Origin of the sequence: Wenzhouxiangella sediminis (genome assembly GCF_003410055.1) — a bacterium.
GTDB lineage: Bacteria > Pseudomonadota > Gammaproteobacteria > Xanthomonadales > Wenzhouxiangellaceae > Wenzhouxiangella > Wenzhouxiangella sediminis.
In genome coordinates this window covers 34,094-49,570 of the sequence record NZ_QUZK01000012.1, presented here as the reverse complement: position 1 = coordinate 49,570, position 15,477 = coordinate 34,094, and the positions used below count along the sequence as shown (strand labels likewise).

The window sequence follows — 15,477 nt, the reverse complement described above, 5'->3', positions numbered from 1 at the left end:
AAGAGATGTTCTTTTCTCTTTCTTCCTCTGCGCACTCTGCGTCTCTGCGGCTTTGCGTGAGGCATGACGACGCACCGGTCTTTCCCCGGGCCCATCTATTCTTCCGCTCAACAAAAATCCCGCGAACGGCTGTCCAGCTCGGTCAGCCAGGTATCGAGGCTGTCGATGCGTTCGGCCACGAGGTGGCACACGCCCTCGACGTTCTGCAGCTTGCCGGCCACGCGCAGGATGCTGCCGCCGAGCACCGCTTGGCGATAGCGCTCGAGCAGCTTCGGCCAGACCACCACGTTGACGATGCCGGTCTCGTCTTCCAGCGACAGGAAGACCACACCCGAGGCCGTGCCCGGCCGCTGGCGATGCGTGACCAGGCCGGCCGCGACCGTTCGGCGACCGTCCGCCTGCCGGGGCAGGTCGCTGGCGCGAAGCACGTGACGGCCCAGCCGACGCCGCAGCAACTTCAGCGGATGCCGCTCCAGGCTCAGCCCCAGGCTGGCGTAGTCGTCGACCAGTTCGCTTCTGGCATCGGGCAGCGACAACTGGACCGGCTGTTCGCGGATCTCGGCATCGGCCAGCAGGTCGCCCTGCCGCCGCGCGCCCAGCGCGGCCCAGCGCGCCCGATGACGATGCCCGGCCAGACCCTTCAGCGCACCGGCGTCGGCCAGTTTCTTCATCGAGCCCCGATCCAGTCCGGCCCGCTCGGCCAGTTCGTCGACGCTGTAGAAGGGGGCCGTTCGGCGCGCCTCGGCGATGCCTACAGCGATGTCCTCGCGAAAGCCCTTGATCATGCGTAGTCCCAGGCGGATTGGTGTTTTGGTGTTTTGGTTTTTTTGTGTTTTGGTGAGGGTGCAATCCCACTCGCTGTAACGCACATCCACCGGCAGCACCCGCACCCCGTGCCGTTTGACGTCGTTGATGATCTGGGCCGGGGCGTAGAAGCCCATCGGCTGGCTGTTGAGCAGCGCGCAGGCGAAGGCGGCGGGGTGGTGGCATTTCAGCCAGGAGGAAACGTAGGTCAGCAGGGCGAAGCTGGCCGCGTGCGATTCGGGAAAGCCGTATTCGCCGAAACCGCAGATCTGCCTGTAGATGCGCTCGGCGAATTCTTCTGAATAGCCGCGCTCGCGCATGCCCGACATGAGCCGCTCGCGAAACGGTTCCAGGCCGCCGCGCCGCCGCCAGGCCGCCATCGCCCGCCTGAGCTGGTCGGCCTCGCCGGGGCTGAAGCCGGCCGCGACCATGGCGATCTGCATGACCTGCTCCTGGAAGATGGGTACGCCCAGGGTGCGCTCGAGAACGTTCTTCAGTTCGGGGCTGGGGTAGCTCACCTGTTCGGGATGACGCCGGCGCTCGAGGTAGGGATGCACCATGTCGCCCTGGATCGGCCCGGGCCGCACGATCGCCACCTCGATGACCAGGTCGTAGAAGCAGCGCGGCTTGAGCCTGGGCAACATCGCCATCTGCGCCCGAGACTCGACCTGGAAGACGCCGACTGCGTCACCCCGGCAGAGCATGTCATACGTGCGGGAATCTTCGCGGGGGATCGTCGCCAGCGTGAGCTTGTGTTCGTTTTTTGGTTTTTTGGTGGGGGAGGTGCTTGGTGCCTGGTGCTGACTATTGATCAAATCCATCGCTTTCCGGATCACCGTCAACATCCCCAGCGCCAGGCAGTCGACCTTCAGCAGGCCCAGGGACTCGAGGTCGTCCTTGTCCCACTGGATGATGGTGCGGTCCGCCATGGCGGCGTTCTCCACCGGCACCAGTTCGTGCAGGGGCGTATCGGAGATGACCATGCCGCCGACGTGCTGGGAGAGGTGGCGGGGAAAGCCGATCAGGCGGCCGGTCAGTTCGAGGAAGCGCTTCGTCAGCGCCGCGTCCGGATCCAGGCCGCATTCGCGCAGGCGCTCGGGCCAGACCCCGGGCTCGTCCCACCAGGCCAGGGAGGCGGTCAGGCGGTTGACGCGTTCGGGCTCCAGGCCCAGCGCCCGGCCGACGTCCTGCATGGCGCTGCGCGGTCGGTAGCAGATGACGGTGGCGGCCAGCGCGGCGCGTTCGCGGCCGTATTTTTCGTAGACATACTGCAGCACCTCTTCGCGGCGCTCGTGCTCGAAGTCGACGTCGATGTCCGGCGGTTCGTTGCGTTCCTTCGACAGGAAACGCTCGAACAGGAGCTGCTGCTTCGACGGGTCGACTTCGGTCACGCCCAGGCAGTAGCACACCGCCGAGTTGGCCGCCGAACCGCGGCCCTGGCAGAGGATGCCGCGCGAGCGGGCGAACACCACCAGGTCGTGCACGGTCAGGAAGAAGGCTTCCACGCCCATGTCCTCGATCAGCGCCAGTTCGCGCGAGAGCAGGGCCTGCACCTTTTCCGGCACCGGATCGCCATAGCGCCGGCGGGCGCCGGCCAGCGCGAGCCGGCGCAGGTGCTGGCCGGGACTCAGGGGCGCCGGCACCAGCTCGCGCGGGTAGTGGTAATGGAGCTGATCGAGCGAGAAGCCGCAGCGCCCGGCCAGGCGCAGGGTCTCGGCCAGCCATTCGGCCGGGTAGAGCTTCGCCAGCACCTTGCGCTCGCGTAAGTGCCGCTCGCCGCTGGCGGCCAGGGCCAGGCCGCAGTCGGCGACGGGGCGGCCCATCTCGAGCGCGGTAAAGACGTCGAGCAGGGGTTTGTCCTCGCGCACGCCCAGGCGCACGTCGCCGCAGGCCAGGCGCGGAATGCCGTGCCTTCGACCCAGCGCGTCGAGCTCGCGGAACCAGGCGCGTTCGCCGGGTGCGAGCAGGCGGGTGGCGCCGAGCCACAGACGACCGCCGAAGCGTTCCTTGAGCCAGGCAGTGTTGCGGTCGAGCATGGAAGGTCCCGGCTCTTCGGCCGGGACGACACGCGCAAGTGGGTTTCTCCCCACTTGCCGTGTCGGTTTCCAGATCGCCAGCACGTCGTCGAGCCCTTCGTCCAGGTCCTCGGGCAACACCCGGTACGCGCCCTTGCCGGCGCGCCGGCGGGCGCGGGTGATCAGGCGGCAGATCTGCGCGTAGGCGGTCCGGTCGGGTGCGAGCAGCACCAGGTGAAGATCGTCCAGGTGAAGTTCGCTGCCGACGATCAGGTGGAGGCCGTGTTCCCGGGCGGCCTCGTGGGCGCGGACCACGCCGGCCATCGAGCATTCGTCGGTGATCGCCAGCGCCGAGTAGCCGCATTCGGCGGCGCGCCGCACCAGGGCTTGAGGATGCGCGGCCGAGCGCCGGAAGCTGAAGGCGCTCAGGGCATGCAGTTCGGCGTACTCGGGCGTTGATTGGGCTGACTCGCTCAAGACGGATTCCGGGCAATTCGTGAATTCGCGGGTTCTGAGAAACTGTAAACTTATACAGTATTCTGGTCCACCCGTACGGAGTCCGCAATGTCGGCCGACGCCTCACTTGAACAGTTGCTCGATCGCCGTCCGGATTTGTGGCGGGGCCGGGCGCGCAAGACCTTTCCGGCCGCATCGACCGGCCTGGGCTGGCTCGACCGCGGCCTGCCCGGCGGCGGCTGGCCGCTGGGTCGCCTGACCGAGCTTCTGCCGAGCCTGAGCGGTTGCGGCGAGCTGGGCCTGTTGCTGCCGCTTCTGGCGCGTTGCACGCAGCGGGCCGAGCCGGTGGTGCTGGCCGGTCCGGCCCTGGTGCCGGGGCCGCAGGCGCTGATCAGCGCCGGCGTGGCGCTCGATCACCTGGTCGTGGTGCGCGAGGCGAGCGAATCGCTGTGGGCGGCCGAGCAGTGCCTGAAAAGCGGATTGTGCGGCAGCGTCGTGGTCTGGCCGCCCGCCGGGCCGGTGGGGGAGCGCGCCGTGCGCCGCCTGCAGCTGGCCGCCGAGCGCAGCCCCGGGCCGACCTTCGTGGTCTATCGCCCGGACCAGTCGCCGCCGCCTTCCGTGTCGGCCCTGCGCCTGGGCCTGTCTCCCGGTCCGGAGGTCGAGATCCTGCGCAGCCCGTCCGGCCTGGTCGAGTCCAGGTGCCTGAGCCCGGAATCGGAGTCCGTCGTCGACCTGGAGCGCTATCGTCGCCATGCCCGTTCGATGCAATGAACTGTGGCTGGGGCTGCACTGCCCGCAGCTGCCGCTGCTGGCGGCCTGGCAGTGCGATCCGGAGGTGCCGGAGCTGCACGCCGTGCACGGCCATCAGCGCGGCCGCCATATCATCCTGCAGGCCAGTTCGGCCGCGCGTCGCGCCGGGGTGACGCCCGGCCAGCCCCTGGCGACGGCGCTGGCGATCGCGCCGGCCCTGCAGAGCCGCCCGCGCCACTCCCGGGCCGAAGCGGCCCTGCTCGAACAGCTGGCGCTGGGCGCCTGGCAGGGCAGCAGCCATGTGGTGCAGGCGCCGAGCGACGGCGTGCTGCTGGAAATCGCCGGCAGCCGGCGTCTCTACGGCGGGCTGCGGCCGCTGGTCGAGGCCCTGTGCGCGGATCTCGAACGCCGCGGCCTGCCGGTGCGCGCCGGCTCGGCGCCGGTCCCCGCGACGGCCCGGCTGTTCGCCCGCCACGGCCTGCACGCCGCCGACCGCGAGATCATGCGCCGGAAACTGCACGGGCTGCCGCTGACCGCGCTGGCCCTCGACGACAGGCAGGCCCGGGCCCTGGCGGGTTGCGGCCTGGATTCCGTAGCCGGGCTGCTGCGCCTGCCGGCGCCCGAGCGGGCGCGTCGTTTCGGACCGGCCCTGAACCGTCATCTCCTGTGCCTGGAGGGCAGGGCGCCCACGCCGCTGGCCGCCTGGCAGCCGCCCGAGGTCTTCTGTCTGCGCCTGGAGCTGCCGGCGGCCAGCAGCGACAGCGCGGCCCTGCTGTTCGTGTTTCGCCGGGCGATCGAGCGCATGGCGCACTGGCTCGACGTTCGCGACCAGGCGCTCACGCGTTTGCACGTGACGCTGCATCGCGAGGACGGCGGCGGTCGCATTCCGCTGGAAGTGGGGCTGTCGCGTCCGGGCATGGACGCCGAGCGCCTGCTGGAACTGCTCGCGCTCAAGCTCGAGAACCTCGAGTTGCCGGCGCCCGTCGAGGCCGTCGAACTGCGCGCCGAGAGCACCGGCGAACACCGCCCGCCGCAGGCGGACCTGTGGAGCGGCCACAACCGCGGCGACGCCTGGCCGGCGCTGCTGGATCGCCTCAAGGCGCGCCTCGGGGAGGCGGGACTGTCCGGCCTGGCGCCGCAGCCCGATCACCGCCCGGAGAAGGCCTGGCGCTGGGTCGAGCCGGGCACGTCTTCGAATTGCGAGGACGAACGGCCGAGACCGACCTGGCTGTTGCCCGCTCCCTGTCCCTGCCGACGCGAGAACCTCAGGCTGGAAGACGGCCCCGAGCGCATCGAGGCCGGCTGGTGGGACGAGGAAGACTGCCGGCGCGACTATTTCGTCGCCCGCGACCGTCACGGACGGCGGCTATGGGTGTTTCACGAACACCGGCCCAGGGAAGGGTGGTTCATTCATGGCCTGTTCGATTGACCGAAATTTTCAAATTCGAAGCCCTAAAGGTCCAGCCCGGCTTGCCCTTGCGGGAGTTCAATCGGCTCGAGCAGGTCCTCCCCCTGGTATTCGGGGTTGTTGACCTTCGTGCTCACGGGCTCGGCGCGCAGGCTGTCTTCCGGGGGCGGCGCAAGAAGCTGCTCGGCGGCCTCCGGTGACCCGGTCAGCCAGGTCTGCCATTGATTCCCGGTGAGCATCACCGGCGCGCGGTGATGGCCGATTTCGCGCAGCAGGCCGTTGGGTTCGGTGGTGATCAGGGTGAAGGAGCGGCGGGTTTCGCCCTCGCGGGTTGTCGACTCGTCCCAGAGGCCGGCGAAGATCAGCATCGGCTCGGTGGCCGGCATGACGCGCCAGGGCTGCTTGGGCTTGCTGCGCTGGTCCCACTCGTAGAACCAGGAAAACGGCACCAGGCAGCGCTGTCCGCGCTTCCAGGCATTGCGGAAGGTCGGCTTCTTTACCACCGTTTCCGAGAAGGGCACGCCCGGTTCGCTGCGGCAGTTGGCCGTCGAGAATTTGGGCAGCTCACCCTTCATCCAGGGCGGGAGCAGCGGCCAGACCATGTGCTGGAGAACACGACGGCCCTGTTCATCGGGCATGACGGCCGGCAGGACGGTCCAGCGCACCGAATCCCCCCGGCGCGTCGAGGGCGCGACGTTGAGCAGGCGCAGCCCGTCGTCGGGCGGGGTGCCGAACAGGTCGAGGTACTCATAGACCTGCCGCCAGGAAAACTCGTGACCGCCGCGTCCGCACATTCGCGCGCTCCGGAAAAAGAAAAGGCCCTGTACGGATGATACCGTGCAGGGCCTTCTCGAATCTGGCTCCCCGGGTCGGATTCGAACCAACGACCTAGTGATTAACAGTCACCCGCTCTAACCAGCTGAGCTACCGGGGAATCATGTGAAGCCGCATATTTTGCGCATTGCAGCCCGGTCCGTCAAGCGCTTTGAGCGACTTTTTCCGCGAAATCCGGTCTGGCTTTCAGGGCAGGGCGATGATGCGGTTGCGGCCGCCGGACTTGGCGCGGTAGACGGCCTCGTCTGCCCGCTGGAGGAGGCGGGCGGCGAGGCGCTCCGGGGCGTCTTTGCCTGAGGCCGATGTGGTGGTTCCGATGGAAATGGTCACGCCCAGGGTGCCGCTGCCGTCGGGCTTTTCGAAAGCCAGGTCGGCAACGGCCTGGCGCAGTTCCTCGGCAAGCCGGCGCGCGCCCTCGTCGTCGGTCTCGGGCAGGACCAGCAGGAACTCCTCGCCGCCGTAACGCCCGATGGCGTCGACGGCGCGAACGCGTTCTCGCATCACCCCGGCCACCCGTGACAGGATGCGGTCGCCGAACAAGTGGCCGTGGGCATCGTTGACGGACTTGAAGTGATCGAGGTCGATCATGCAGACCGACAACGGCGTGCCGCGGCGAACGGCGCGGGCGGCTTCGGTGTCGAGCTGGCGTAGCACCACTTCGCGCCGCAGCAGGCCGGTGAGTTCCTCGTAGGTCGCGTCCTGGAACAGCCGCAGATTCTCCAGGCTGGTGGCCACCTGGTGCGAGAACAGGTCGAGGAGCTCGATCTCCTCGCGCCGGAACAGCTCGCCGTTGTGCTTGCGTCCGAGACAAAGCGTGCCGATCATCCGCCGCTGGAAATACAGGGGGACGAGAACCTCGGCTCCGATGGCCGCCAACTCCTCGGCGCTCTGCTCGTCCTGGCGACGGAGCCGGTTGACGGTGACGGGGCGACGCAGGCGCTCGAGATGGCCGAAGGCCCTGGAGCGCTCGTGAAGCAGGGACGTCAAGCGTTCGCGCCGGTCGGCTTCGATGCCCCGACTGAAAGCGGTGGTCAGCCCGTCCTGGGCTTCGTCGACCGCCACGACTGCCGACCAGGACAGGTCGAGCGCCTGGCGCGATTCATCCGCCAGTTGCTGGACCAGCGTTTCCAGGCGGCCCTGCGTGGAAAGCGCGCGGGCGACCTGGATGAGGCGATGGCGCAGTGCTCGGCGTTTCGGGAACAGGCCGCGCTCGACCAGTCGCTCGATTCCCCGGCGCAGGGGGCGGAACAGGATGCCGATGATCAGCGCGCAGGCGGTGACGATCCACTGGCTCGTTCGCAGACCGAAGGCCTGTTCGAACAGCGGCAGCGCCGTGGTCAGCAGCGTATAGAGCAAAATGATGACGAGCAGCGCGACGGCCCCGTAGACGAGACCGCGGCGGACCAGGGACTCGACGTCGAACAGGCCGTAGCGAAAGATGGCCAGGAAGACCGTGGCCGGAAAGATCAGGAGGATGACGTTCTCGATGTGCTCGGCCAGGGCCGGATCGATGCGCGACCAGCCCGGCCAGACCGACGACACCACGATGTAGACGGCCCAGGGCAGCAGGCCGGCCAGCACCATCAGCGCCTGGTTCGTCTCCCGGGCCGATTCCGCGCGCCATGCCTGCCAGGCCAGGATGCCGGCCACCGATACGGCCCAGCTTACAAGCACGGCCGTCTCCGTCCACATGAGCAGGGGCGGCCCGTCGGGCGGCGCCAGGTACCACTGATAGACAGCTGCGGAGGCGAGCAGAAAGCCCGAGCCGAAGCCGATGACATAGTAGACCCAGACCAGGCGCGGGCGCTTCTGCAGCAGGGGAAGGCGCTTCGGGATCAGGCTGACCAGGTGCAGTTCCATCGCGAACTGCACACCGGTCGAGAGCAGCCAGAACAGCAGGGTGCCGGTGACCGCCAGCTCGCCCAGGGTATAGCCCGCCGGCAGGGCGAGCTCGACGGCGACGAGCGCGACGAAGAGAGTGAGGATTCTCGCTCTCGGGTCCTGCCGCCGATAGCGCGATGCCAGCGCCGCCAGGCCGAGGTAGGCGGCCACCAGGACAAACTTGGCGAGCAGGCCCGCCAGGTCGATCGGGACGCCCGGCTCGAGCTCGATCGGCAACGTTCTCCCGTCCCGGGCGACCTCGCCGCGCAGGACGCCGCCGGGCTGCTGGTGCCGATCGAACAGCTCGTCGAGCTCTTCCAGCGTCGAGAACGCCCGGCCTTCCAGGGAAATGACGCGATCACCGGATTGCAGCCCCGCCCGCTCGGCGGGGGAGTCCGGCTCGACGTCTTCGATAAGCACGCCCTGTTCATCCTGGCTGATGAGGACGCCGATTCGCTGGCTGGCGAACCGCCATTCGTCGACCACCGACCAGGCCAGCAGCAGGGCGACGAGAACGACCACGGCTGCCGAGCCGAGAAGCCCGCCGGAGCGTGGCGCGGCCTGTGGCGCAGTGCTCATTCGCGGATCATTCCCCGCTTCGCCCGCGTGGCAGCGAATGGAGAAAGGTTCTGCCGCAATCCGGACGCTCGCGCGCGGCGGGCGGGCTCATGGTTCATTGCTCGTACCCCTTTTTGATCGCGCGCCAGTTTAGCGGAGTTGACAGGGGGGTGATTCGAACTGCAGCACCGAGCGTGGCCACCCGCGCGGGATATTTCACGAATCCGTTTCCGAAACGTGTACCACGACCCGGTTCCGGCCCTCGTCCTTGGCCCGGAAGAGGGCCTGGTCGGCCTGTCTCAGGAGATCTTCGTAGTTCTGCGCCTGGCGATTGTCGCTGACGCCGAAGCTTGCGGTTATGGTGAGGTCCGGCGCCAGTCGCCCGAAGTCGGTGGTCTCGATCGAACGGCGTATTCGCTCGCTGATGCCCGCCGCCTGCTCTCCGTCGATGTCGTGGAAGGTCAGCGTGAACTCCTCGCCGCCCCAGCGCGCGGCCTGGTCGCCGGCGCGGACGTGTTTGCGCAGCACATCCGCGACCACGCGCATCACTTCGTCGCCGATGAGGTGGGAGTACTCGTCATTGACCCGCTTGAAGTGGTCGAGATCCATGATCACCAGGCTCAGCGGACGGTCCTCGGAGCGGCTGCGGCGGAATTCTTCGGCCAGCCATTCATCGAATGCGCGCCGGTTGGCCAGACCGGTCAGCTGGTCGATGCGCGCCTGGCGCTCGAAGTTTTCTGCCTGCTGCTTGAGCTCGCGCGTCTTTTCGTCCACCTGGGCGCTCAACTCCCTGGCGCGCCGCTCCAGGCGCCGCATGCGCCACTGCGTCGCGAGCCCGATCAGGCCCGACAGTGCGAGTATGACGACCACCCAGAACCAGGCCCGTTGCCAGGGCAGGGGAGCGATGGAAAATCGCAGGCTGGTCTCCGAGCCGTTCCAGTCGCCGTACGGGTAGGCGGCCGAGACCCGAAAAACGTAGTCGCCGGGGCCCAGGTTGGTGTACTCGGCGACGTTCTGGCCCCGCCGATCGACCCATTCGTCGTCGAACCCTTCGAGCTTGGTGCGGTAGCGAATCCGTTGCGGCATGATGAATCCCAGCCCCGCATACTGGATCGTGACTCGTCCGGTGCCGGCCGGCAGTTTCACCGGCCCGTCGATACGCTGCTCGTTGCCGTCGGCCGCGAAGTGCTCGATGCTGACCGGCAGGACGGTGTCCTCATAGCGCGTCAGGTGATCCGGATCGACGCTCGCGAGGCCGACAGCGGTCGCCACCCAGACCCGGCCCTCGTGCCAGGCCGCCGGAGGCCCGGCGCCACCGTTGGCCTGGGCGCTGAGGAGACCGTCGCCCTCGGTGTAGAGTTCGAAGTCGATCTTCTCGCGCTCGCCATCGGCAACGGCGACGGCCTGTTCCTGGAGTACGCGGATGATGCCGCGGTTGCTGGTCAGCCAGAAGGCACCGTGGCGGTCGTCGACGACGTGGAAGAGCTTGTCGACCGGCATGCCCGCGCTGCGTCCCACCAGCTCGGCGTCGCCGGAGATCGGGTCGTAGCGAACCAGGCCGCGGTCGGTGGCCAGCCAGAGCCTGTAGCGTGTGCGATCCTCGTGGATGCCGTAGACGTACATCGCCTCGTCGAGATGGTAGAGCGAGATCGGCTCGAAGTGCCCCCCGGCGTAGCGGGCCAGGCCGAAGCCGGTGCCGACCCAGATCTGCCCCCGGCTGTCTTCCTCGACGGCGATGACGAAATCGCCCGGCAGGCCGTCGCGCGGCAGGAAAACCGTTGTGCCCTCCTGGTCGACCCGCGCCAGGCCGCTGGCCGTGGCGATCCAGATGCGCTGCTCGCGGTCGACCAGGATGTAGCGAATGTCGTTGGACGGCAGGCCGCTCGCGCGGTCGTGACGTGCCACCACCTGACCGTCGCGCCAGTGGAGGACGCCGTCGGAATGCGTGCCGATCAGTACGTCTCCGCCCGGCATCTGGGCCAGGCTGAGCGTCGACAGCGCAATCGGGTCGTCGCCGTCGCCGACGGTTCGCGCCTGCTCGCCGTCGATGCGGCTCACCCCCTCGCTGGTACCGACCCACAAGCTTCCGTCGGCGTGCGGCATGACCGCCCGCACGTAGTTCCCGACCAGGCCCTGATCACGGGTCGTGGTGACGAAAGGCGCAGAGCGCAGGCGGAATAGTCCCCCGTTCGTGCCGACCCAAAGGCTGTGTTCGAAGTCCTGGTAGAGGGAAACGACGCGATTGTTGGGCAGGCCGTCCTGTGTTCCCAGGTGGCGCACGCCTCCGCCGTTCAGCCGGTAGAGGCCGGAGTTGATGGTGCCGATCCACAGGGCGCCGCCCCGGTCTTCGAGCAGCGCGCTGACGGCGAGATCGTCGAGTCGCGCGTGCACGGACCGGAATGGCTGCTCGAGACCGTCGCGCACGTACAGGCCCTGCTCGGTTCCGACAAACAGCCGTCCGTCGTCGTCGGCGAGCAGGCTCAGTACCGGCGCCGATGGCAAGTCGGTTCCGCTGACGAGTCGGGCTTCGCCGACATGCGGAATTCGCAGCAGGCCGCGTGAGGTGGCCGCCCAGGCACCGCGGTCATCGGTGAGGACCTGATGAGCCGAAGCGCTGGAAAGAAACGACTCCTGGGCCACCATTCGACCGGATTCGTCGAGCTGACGGCGGATGACGCCTGCGCCCTGGGTCGCGATCCACAGCTGCCTGTGCGAATCGATGACGGCATGGGTGATCATCGTTGGTGCGGTCGCCAGCGGCTGCCAGCTGTGCCCGTCCGTCAGCGACAGGCCGCCGCGGGCCCCGGCAGCCACGAGCCGACCCCCCTCGTCGACCGACAAGGAGAGCACGCCGGCGTCCGGCAGGCCGGTCTCCGGGCCGCGCTCGAAAAGCCGGAAGCGGTGACCGTTGAAACGGGCGATCCCCTCCCAGGTGGCGAACCAGAGATAGCCGTCGGGAGTCTGGGCGATGGCGTTGATGGTGTTGTGCGGGATCCCCTCCCGGGTGGTCCAGACCTGGTGATGCAGATCATCGAACGGCAGGCGGCCGACCTGGGGATGAGCCAGGCCGGGCAGAACGAGACACAGCAGCCCACAGGCCGCTGCAAGAATGGACAGATGGCGCATTTCCCTTCCCGAAGAATGCGGCCGGACGTTCCCGGGGCTTGCGATGACGAGGGTCGTCTCCCGCAACGTGCAGTCCCCGGACCCTATGCCGCCATTATGTGCACTCCCTCACGCCGGATACAAGCCTCTTGCCGACGGCGGGGCCCTGGATTGTGGCCTTCGGGCATGAATTCAGGGCGGTTCAGGTATACAATTTGCGGTTTGTCCGGAGGCGGCCCCAGAGTCGCTCCGGTCGCGTCACCCGCACGGCGTCTCAATTCAGACGACCGACCCAGCAATCTGTCCGAAGGAGCAGGAATGGAACGCACTCTGTCCATCATCAAGCCCGATGCCGTGGCCAAGAACGTCATCGGCGAGATCTACACCCGCTTCGAGCGCGCCGGCCTCAAGATCGTCGCCGCCCGCATGAAGCACCTCTCCCGTGAAGAAGCCGAAGGTTTCTACGCCGTTCATCGCGAACGCCCGTTCTTCAAGGACCTTGTGGCCTTCATGATGTCCGGCCCGGTGATGGTCCAGGTCCTGGAGGGCGAGGATGCCATCGCCCGCAATCGTGAGCTGATGGGCGCGACCGACCCGCAGCAGGCTGCTCCCGGCACGATTCGCGCCGACTTTGCGACCAGCATCGATGCAAACGCCGTGCACGGTTCGGACGGCGCCGACACCGCGAAAGAGGAAATCGCCTTCTTTTTCGGTGATGATGAGATATACTCACGGTAATTATCAGAGAAATCTCGCAAATGCCCGCAGGGCCTGAAGAAATCACCAACCTGCTCGGTCTCGACCGGGCGGGGCTCGAGCGGTTTTTCGTCGACCTCGGCGAAAAACCGTTTCGCGCGCGCCAGTTGCTGCAGTGGATTCACCAGCGCGGCGTGACCGATTTCGGACAGATGACGGATCTGTCCAAGTCCCTGCGTGAGCGCCTCGAATGCGCGGCCGGCGTCGCGCCGCCGGCCATCATGCGCGAACAGCGCTCTTCCGACGGCACGGTCAAGTGGCTGATGTCCATCGCAGGCGGCAACGCCGTCGAGACGGTCTACATCCCCGAAACCAGCCGCGGCACGCTGTGCATTTCCTCGCAGGTGGGGTGCATGCTCAACTGCACGTTCTGCTCGACCGCGACGCAGGGGTTCAACCGGAATCTCGATGCGGCCGAGATCATCGGGCAGGTCTGGCAGGCCGTGCAGCGCCTGAGAGAGCTCCACGGCGACGAGCGCCGCGTCACGAATGTGGTGTTCATGGGCATGGGCGAACCCATGCTCAACCTCAACGCCGTTCGCCCCGCGCTGTCGTTGCTGCGCGACGACCTGGCCTACGGTCTCGCCTCGCGGCGAGTGACCATCTCCACCTCCGGCGTGGTGCCGGGCATCGACGATCTGGCCCACGGCGACGAGTTCGCGCTCGCCGTCTCGCTTCACGCGGCGGACAACGAGCTGCGCAGCCGCCTGGTTCCCCTCAACCGCAAGTACTCGGTCGAGGAGCTGATCGCTGCCTGCAAGCGCTTCGTCAAGGCGCGGCCCAAGCGCTCGGTGACTTTCGAGTACACCATGATCGACGGCGTCAACGATCGGCCGGAGCATGCCCGAGCGCTGGTCCGGCTGCTCAGCGTCCTGCCGTCGAAGATCAACCTGATTCCTTTCAATCCCTTTCCCGGCACGCCGTTCCGTTGTTCCTCGGACGAAGCGATCTACGAATTCCAGAAGATCACGCGTGCGGCCGGTCTCATCACCACCGTCCGCAAGACCCGCGGTGAGGACATCGACGCCGCCTGCGGCCAGCTGGTCGGCAAGCTGCTCAGCCCGAGCCAGCGGCGGCAGATGGTTCAGCAGCAGTTGGCGCGGCAGGCGGTGGCGTCGTGAGCGGGCTGCGCCTGTTCATGCTGCCCGTCATCGTCGCCATGCTGGTGGGCTGTGCCAGTACCAGCAGGCCCGAACCCGCAAACACAGGGCGCACGGGCATGGATCGAGTCAGTCCGGTTCGAGCGGCGGATGTCAACACGCGGCTCGGCGTGGGCTACTTCGAGCGGGGCGATTACCAGGTGGCCCTGGAAAAACTCGAGCGGGCGGTCGAGCTCGACCCCGCGCACGTGCCGGCCTACGTGACGCTGGCCCTGATCGAAGAACAGCTCGGCCGCGACTCCCGCGCCCGGCGTTACTATCGCGAAGCCGTGAGTCTTGCGCCCGAGGACGGCGCCACCCTGAACGGTTACGCGGCTTTCCTGTGCCGACAGGGCGAGTATCGTGAGGCCGACGAGATCTTCCGGCGCTCGATCAACGATCCCTTCTACGACACGAAGGAAGTCGTCCATACCAACGCGGGCTCCTGCGCGATTCGCGCCGGTCGGCTCGACGAAGCCGAGCGCTACCTCCGCCAGGCACTCGAGGTCGCTCCGGAGTATCCTGACGCACTATTCAATCTGGCCCGCCTGTTCCTGCAGCGTGACGACGCCTTCCGGGCGCGCGCCTTCCTGCAGCGTTACGAGGCGGTGACAGGGGCCGATCCGGGAGCGTTGCTGCTCGGGTACCGGATCGAACAACGGCTTGGCAACGAGCGGGAAGCCGCCCGCTACTTCAGGCGACTCGAGGATCAGTTCCCCGATTCGGCCGAAGCTCGAAATATAAGACAACAGACCAGCCGAGATGACTGAAAACACCAGCGCAAGCACTGAAGCAACACAACAGGACAGCAAGGAACGATACGAACGCATCGGCGCTCAACTCAAGCGCCGCCGGGAAGCCCTTTCCCTCGACCAGGGCGATGTCGCCCAACAACTCCACCTGCCTGGAATGGTCGTCAACGATATCGAGACCGGGCAAGTCGATAAACTCTCCAGTCTCTATCGCCGCGGCTACATCAGGAATTACGCCCGGCTGCTCGATCTCGATCCGGACGATGTCCTGGCCGAGGCGGGCGAGGACCAGCTTCCCGAGCTGCAGGAAGTTTTGCCCGCTTCCCGGCGTGAATGGCGGCTCGAGCGCTATCTCAAGATTTCAACGTATGCCATTGTAACCGTTGCGGTTGTTGTGCCCCTGGTCTACGCTTTCCTGGCGGGTGGTTCGCGCATGCTCGATCGCGACGCGGGCTCCCCGGAGACGTCGTTGGCGCAAACCGACGAGGCCGCCGGGCGAAGTTCGAAGGCATCGACGGACGGTGCCCCTGCCGAAGGGCCGGATTCGAGTTCGGTGCGGCACGTGTCGGCTTCGGCGCTGCCCCTGAATCCGATGCGGCCGAGCCGCGAAGCGACGGCGGAAGCGGATCCGGACATGAACGAAGCCTCGGGCCCGTCGGAGGATACGGCCGTCGAGGAAGCCGGCCCCAGGCCCAGCGCCCTGCAACTCGAATTGCTCGAAGACAGCTGGATCGAGATTCTCGACGCGGCGGGTACGCGGCTGGAGTACGATCTTCTGCGCGCCGGTCAGACGCGCAACTATGAGGGGCAGGCGCCGTTCAGCCTGCTGGTCGGCCGTTCCAGCGCCGTCCGTCTCCAGGTCAATGGCCGGGAGGTCACCTGGGAAGGGCACGAAAGCGGCGACGTCGCTGAAATCGCGGTTGCGGCCGACGGCCAGGTGACGCGTTGAGCCCGGCCTGACAGCTCGGCCAGCGAGGATTGCGTTTGGAGCCCGCCGCCGGCGGGCTCGTCTTTTGTGA

The 15,477-nt window shown here is 67.4% G+C and carries 10 protein-coding genes and 1 tRNA gene; 6 read left to right on the top strand and 5 right to left on the bottom strand.

Annotated elements, in window-relative coordinates:
- Positions 1 to 107 precede the first annotated feature (107 nt).
- Positions 108 to 3,296, bottom strand: coding sequence for an error-prone DNA polymerase (locus DZC52_RS01820; RefSeq protein ID WP_116649411.1), 3,189 nt, complete (start codon positions 3,294 to 3,296; stop codon positions 108 to 110).
- 87 nt (positions 3,297 to 3,383) lie between these two features.
- Between DZC52_RS01820 and DZC52_RS01815 the strand changes: the two genes are divergently transcribed.
- Positions 3,384 to 4,046 (top strand): DNA lesion error-prone repair protein ImuA, encoded by a 663-nt coding sequence (locus DZC52_RS01815; RefSeq protein ID WP_116649410.1) that lies wholly within the window; start codon positions 3,384 to 3,386, stop codon positions 4,044 to 4,046.
- Positions 4,027 to 5,454 carry a Y-family DNA polymerase gene (locus DZC52_RS01810; protein WP_116649409.1) on the top strand — a complete coding sequence of 476 codons (1,428 nt, stop codon included), beginning with the start codon at positions 4,027 to 4,029 and terminating at the stop codon, positions 5,452 to 5,454. Before DZC52_RS01815 ends, DZC52_RS01810 begins: the two co-directional genes overlap by 20 nt.
- 23 nt (positions 5,455 to 5,477) lie before the next feature.
- Here DZC52_RS01810 and DZC52_RS01805 read toward each other — a convergent pair whose 3' ends face one another.
- The 4 genes from DZC52_RS01805 to DZC52_RS01790 form a co-directional block, all read right to left on the bottom strand.
- On the bottom strand, positions 5,478 to 6,227 hold the full coding sequence (locus tag DZC52_RS01805) for an SOS response-associated peptidase (RefSeq protein WP_116649408.1): 750 nt from the start codon (positions 6,225 to 6,227) through the stop codon (positions 5,478 to 5,480).
- A gap of 63 nt (positions 6,228 to 6,290) precedes the next feature.
- Positions 6,291 to 6,367: transfer RNA gene (locus DZC52_RS01800), tRNA-Asn, on the bottom strand.
- Between the two features lie 86 nt (positions 6,368 to 6,453).
- Positions 6,454 to 8,727, bottom strand: a complete 2,274-nt coding sequence (locus DZC52_RS01795; RefSeq protein ID WP_116649407.1) for a diguanylate cyclase — start codon at positions 8,725 to 8,727, stop codon at positions 6,454 to 6,456.
- 195 nt (positions 8,728 to 8,922) lie between these two features.
- Positions 8,923 to 11,832, bottom strand: coding sequence for a ligand-binding sensor domain-containing diguanylate cyclase (locus tag DZC52_RS01790; RefSeq protein WP_116649406.1), 2,910 nt, complete (start codon positions 11,830 to 11,832; stop codon positions 8,923 to 8,925).
- A 297-nt stretch (positions 11,833 to 12,129) separates the two neighbouring features.
- On the opposite strand from DZC52_RS01790, the gene ndk reads away from it, so the two are divergent.
- The 4 genes from ndk to DZC52_RS01770 are packed head-to-tail and all read left to right on the top strand — an operon-like array spanning position 12,130 to position 15,407.
- The gene (gene ndk / locus DZC52_RS01785; RefSeq protein WP_116649405.1) at positions 12,130 to 12,549 is read left to right on the top strand and encodes a nucleoside-diphosphate kinase; all 420 of its coding nucleotides are present in this window, start codon (positions 12,130 to 12,132) and stop codon (positions 12,547 to 12,549) included.
- Between the two features lie 20 nt (positions 12,550 to 12,569).
- Positions 12,570 to 13,688 (top strand): dual-specificity RNA methyltransferase RlmN, encoded by a 1,119-nt coding sequence (gene rlmN / locus DZC52_RS01780; RefSeq protein WP_116649404.1) that lies wholly within the window; start codon positions 12,570 to 12,572, stop codon positions 13,686 to 13,688.
- A complete protein-coding gene (gene pilW, locus DZC52_RS01775) occupies positions 13,685 to 14,476 on the top strand; it encodes a type IV pilus biogenesis/stability protein PilW (protein WP_116649403.1) in 792 nt (263 codons plus the stop codon). The genes rlmN and pilW overlap by 4 nt, the downstream gene beginning before the upstream one ends.
- A complete protein-coding gene (locus DZC52_RS01770) occupies positions 14,469 to 15,407 on the top strand; it encodes a helix-turn-helix domain-containing protein (protein ID WP_116649402.1) in 939 nt (312 codons plus the stop codon). The genes pilW and DZC52_RS01770 overlap by 8 nt, the downstream gene beginning before the upstream one ends.
- Positions 15,408 to 15,477: the final 70 nt, after the last annotated feature.

Excerpts from the sequence above, each read along its gene's own strand:
- DZC52_RS01815 (WP_116649410.1), top strand. The coding sequence starts at position 3,384 with ATGTCGGCCGACGCCTCACTTGAACAGTTGCTCGATCGCCGTCCGGAT.
- DZC52_RS01810 (WP_116649409.1), top strand. The coding sequence starts at position 4,027 with ATGCCCGTTCGATGCAATGAACTGTGGCTGGGGCTGCACTGCCCGCAG.
- DZC52_RS01805 (WP_116649408.1), bottom strand. The coding sequence starts at position 6,227 with ATGTGCGGACGCGGCGGTCACGAGTTTTCCTGGCGGCAGGTCTATGAG.
- DZC52_RS01795 (WP_116649407.1), bottom strand. The coding sequence starts at position 8,727 with ATGAGCACTGCGCCACAGGCCGCGCCACGCTCCGGCGGGCTTCTCGGC.
- DZC52_RS01790 (WP_116649406.1), bottom strand. The coding sequence starts at position 11,832 with ATGCGCCATCTGTCCATTCTTGCAGCGGCCTGTGGGCTGCTGTGTCTC.
- ndk (WP_116649405.1), top strand. The coding sequence starts at position 12,130 with ATGGAACGCACTCTGTCCATCATCAAGCCCGATGCCGTGGCCAAGAAC.
- rlmN (WP_116649404.1), top strand. The coding sequence starts at position 12,570 with ATGCCCGCAGGGCCTGAAGAAATCACCAACCTGCTCGGTCTCGACCGG.
- DZC52_RS01770 (WP_116649402.1), top strand. The coding sequence starts at position 14,469 with ATGACTGAAAACACCAGCGCAAGCACTGAAGCAACACAACAGGACAGC.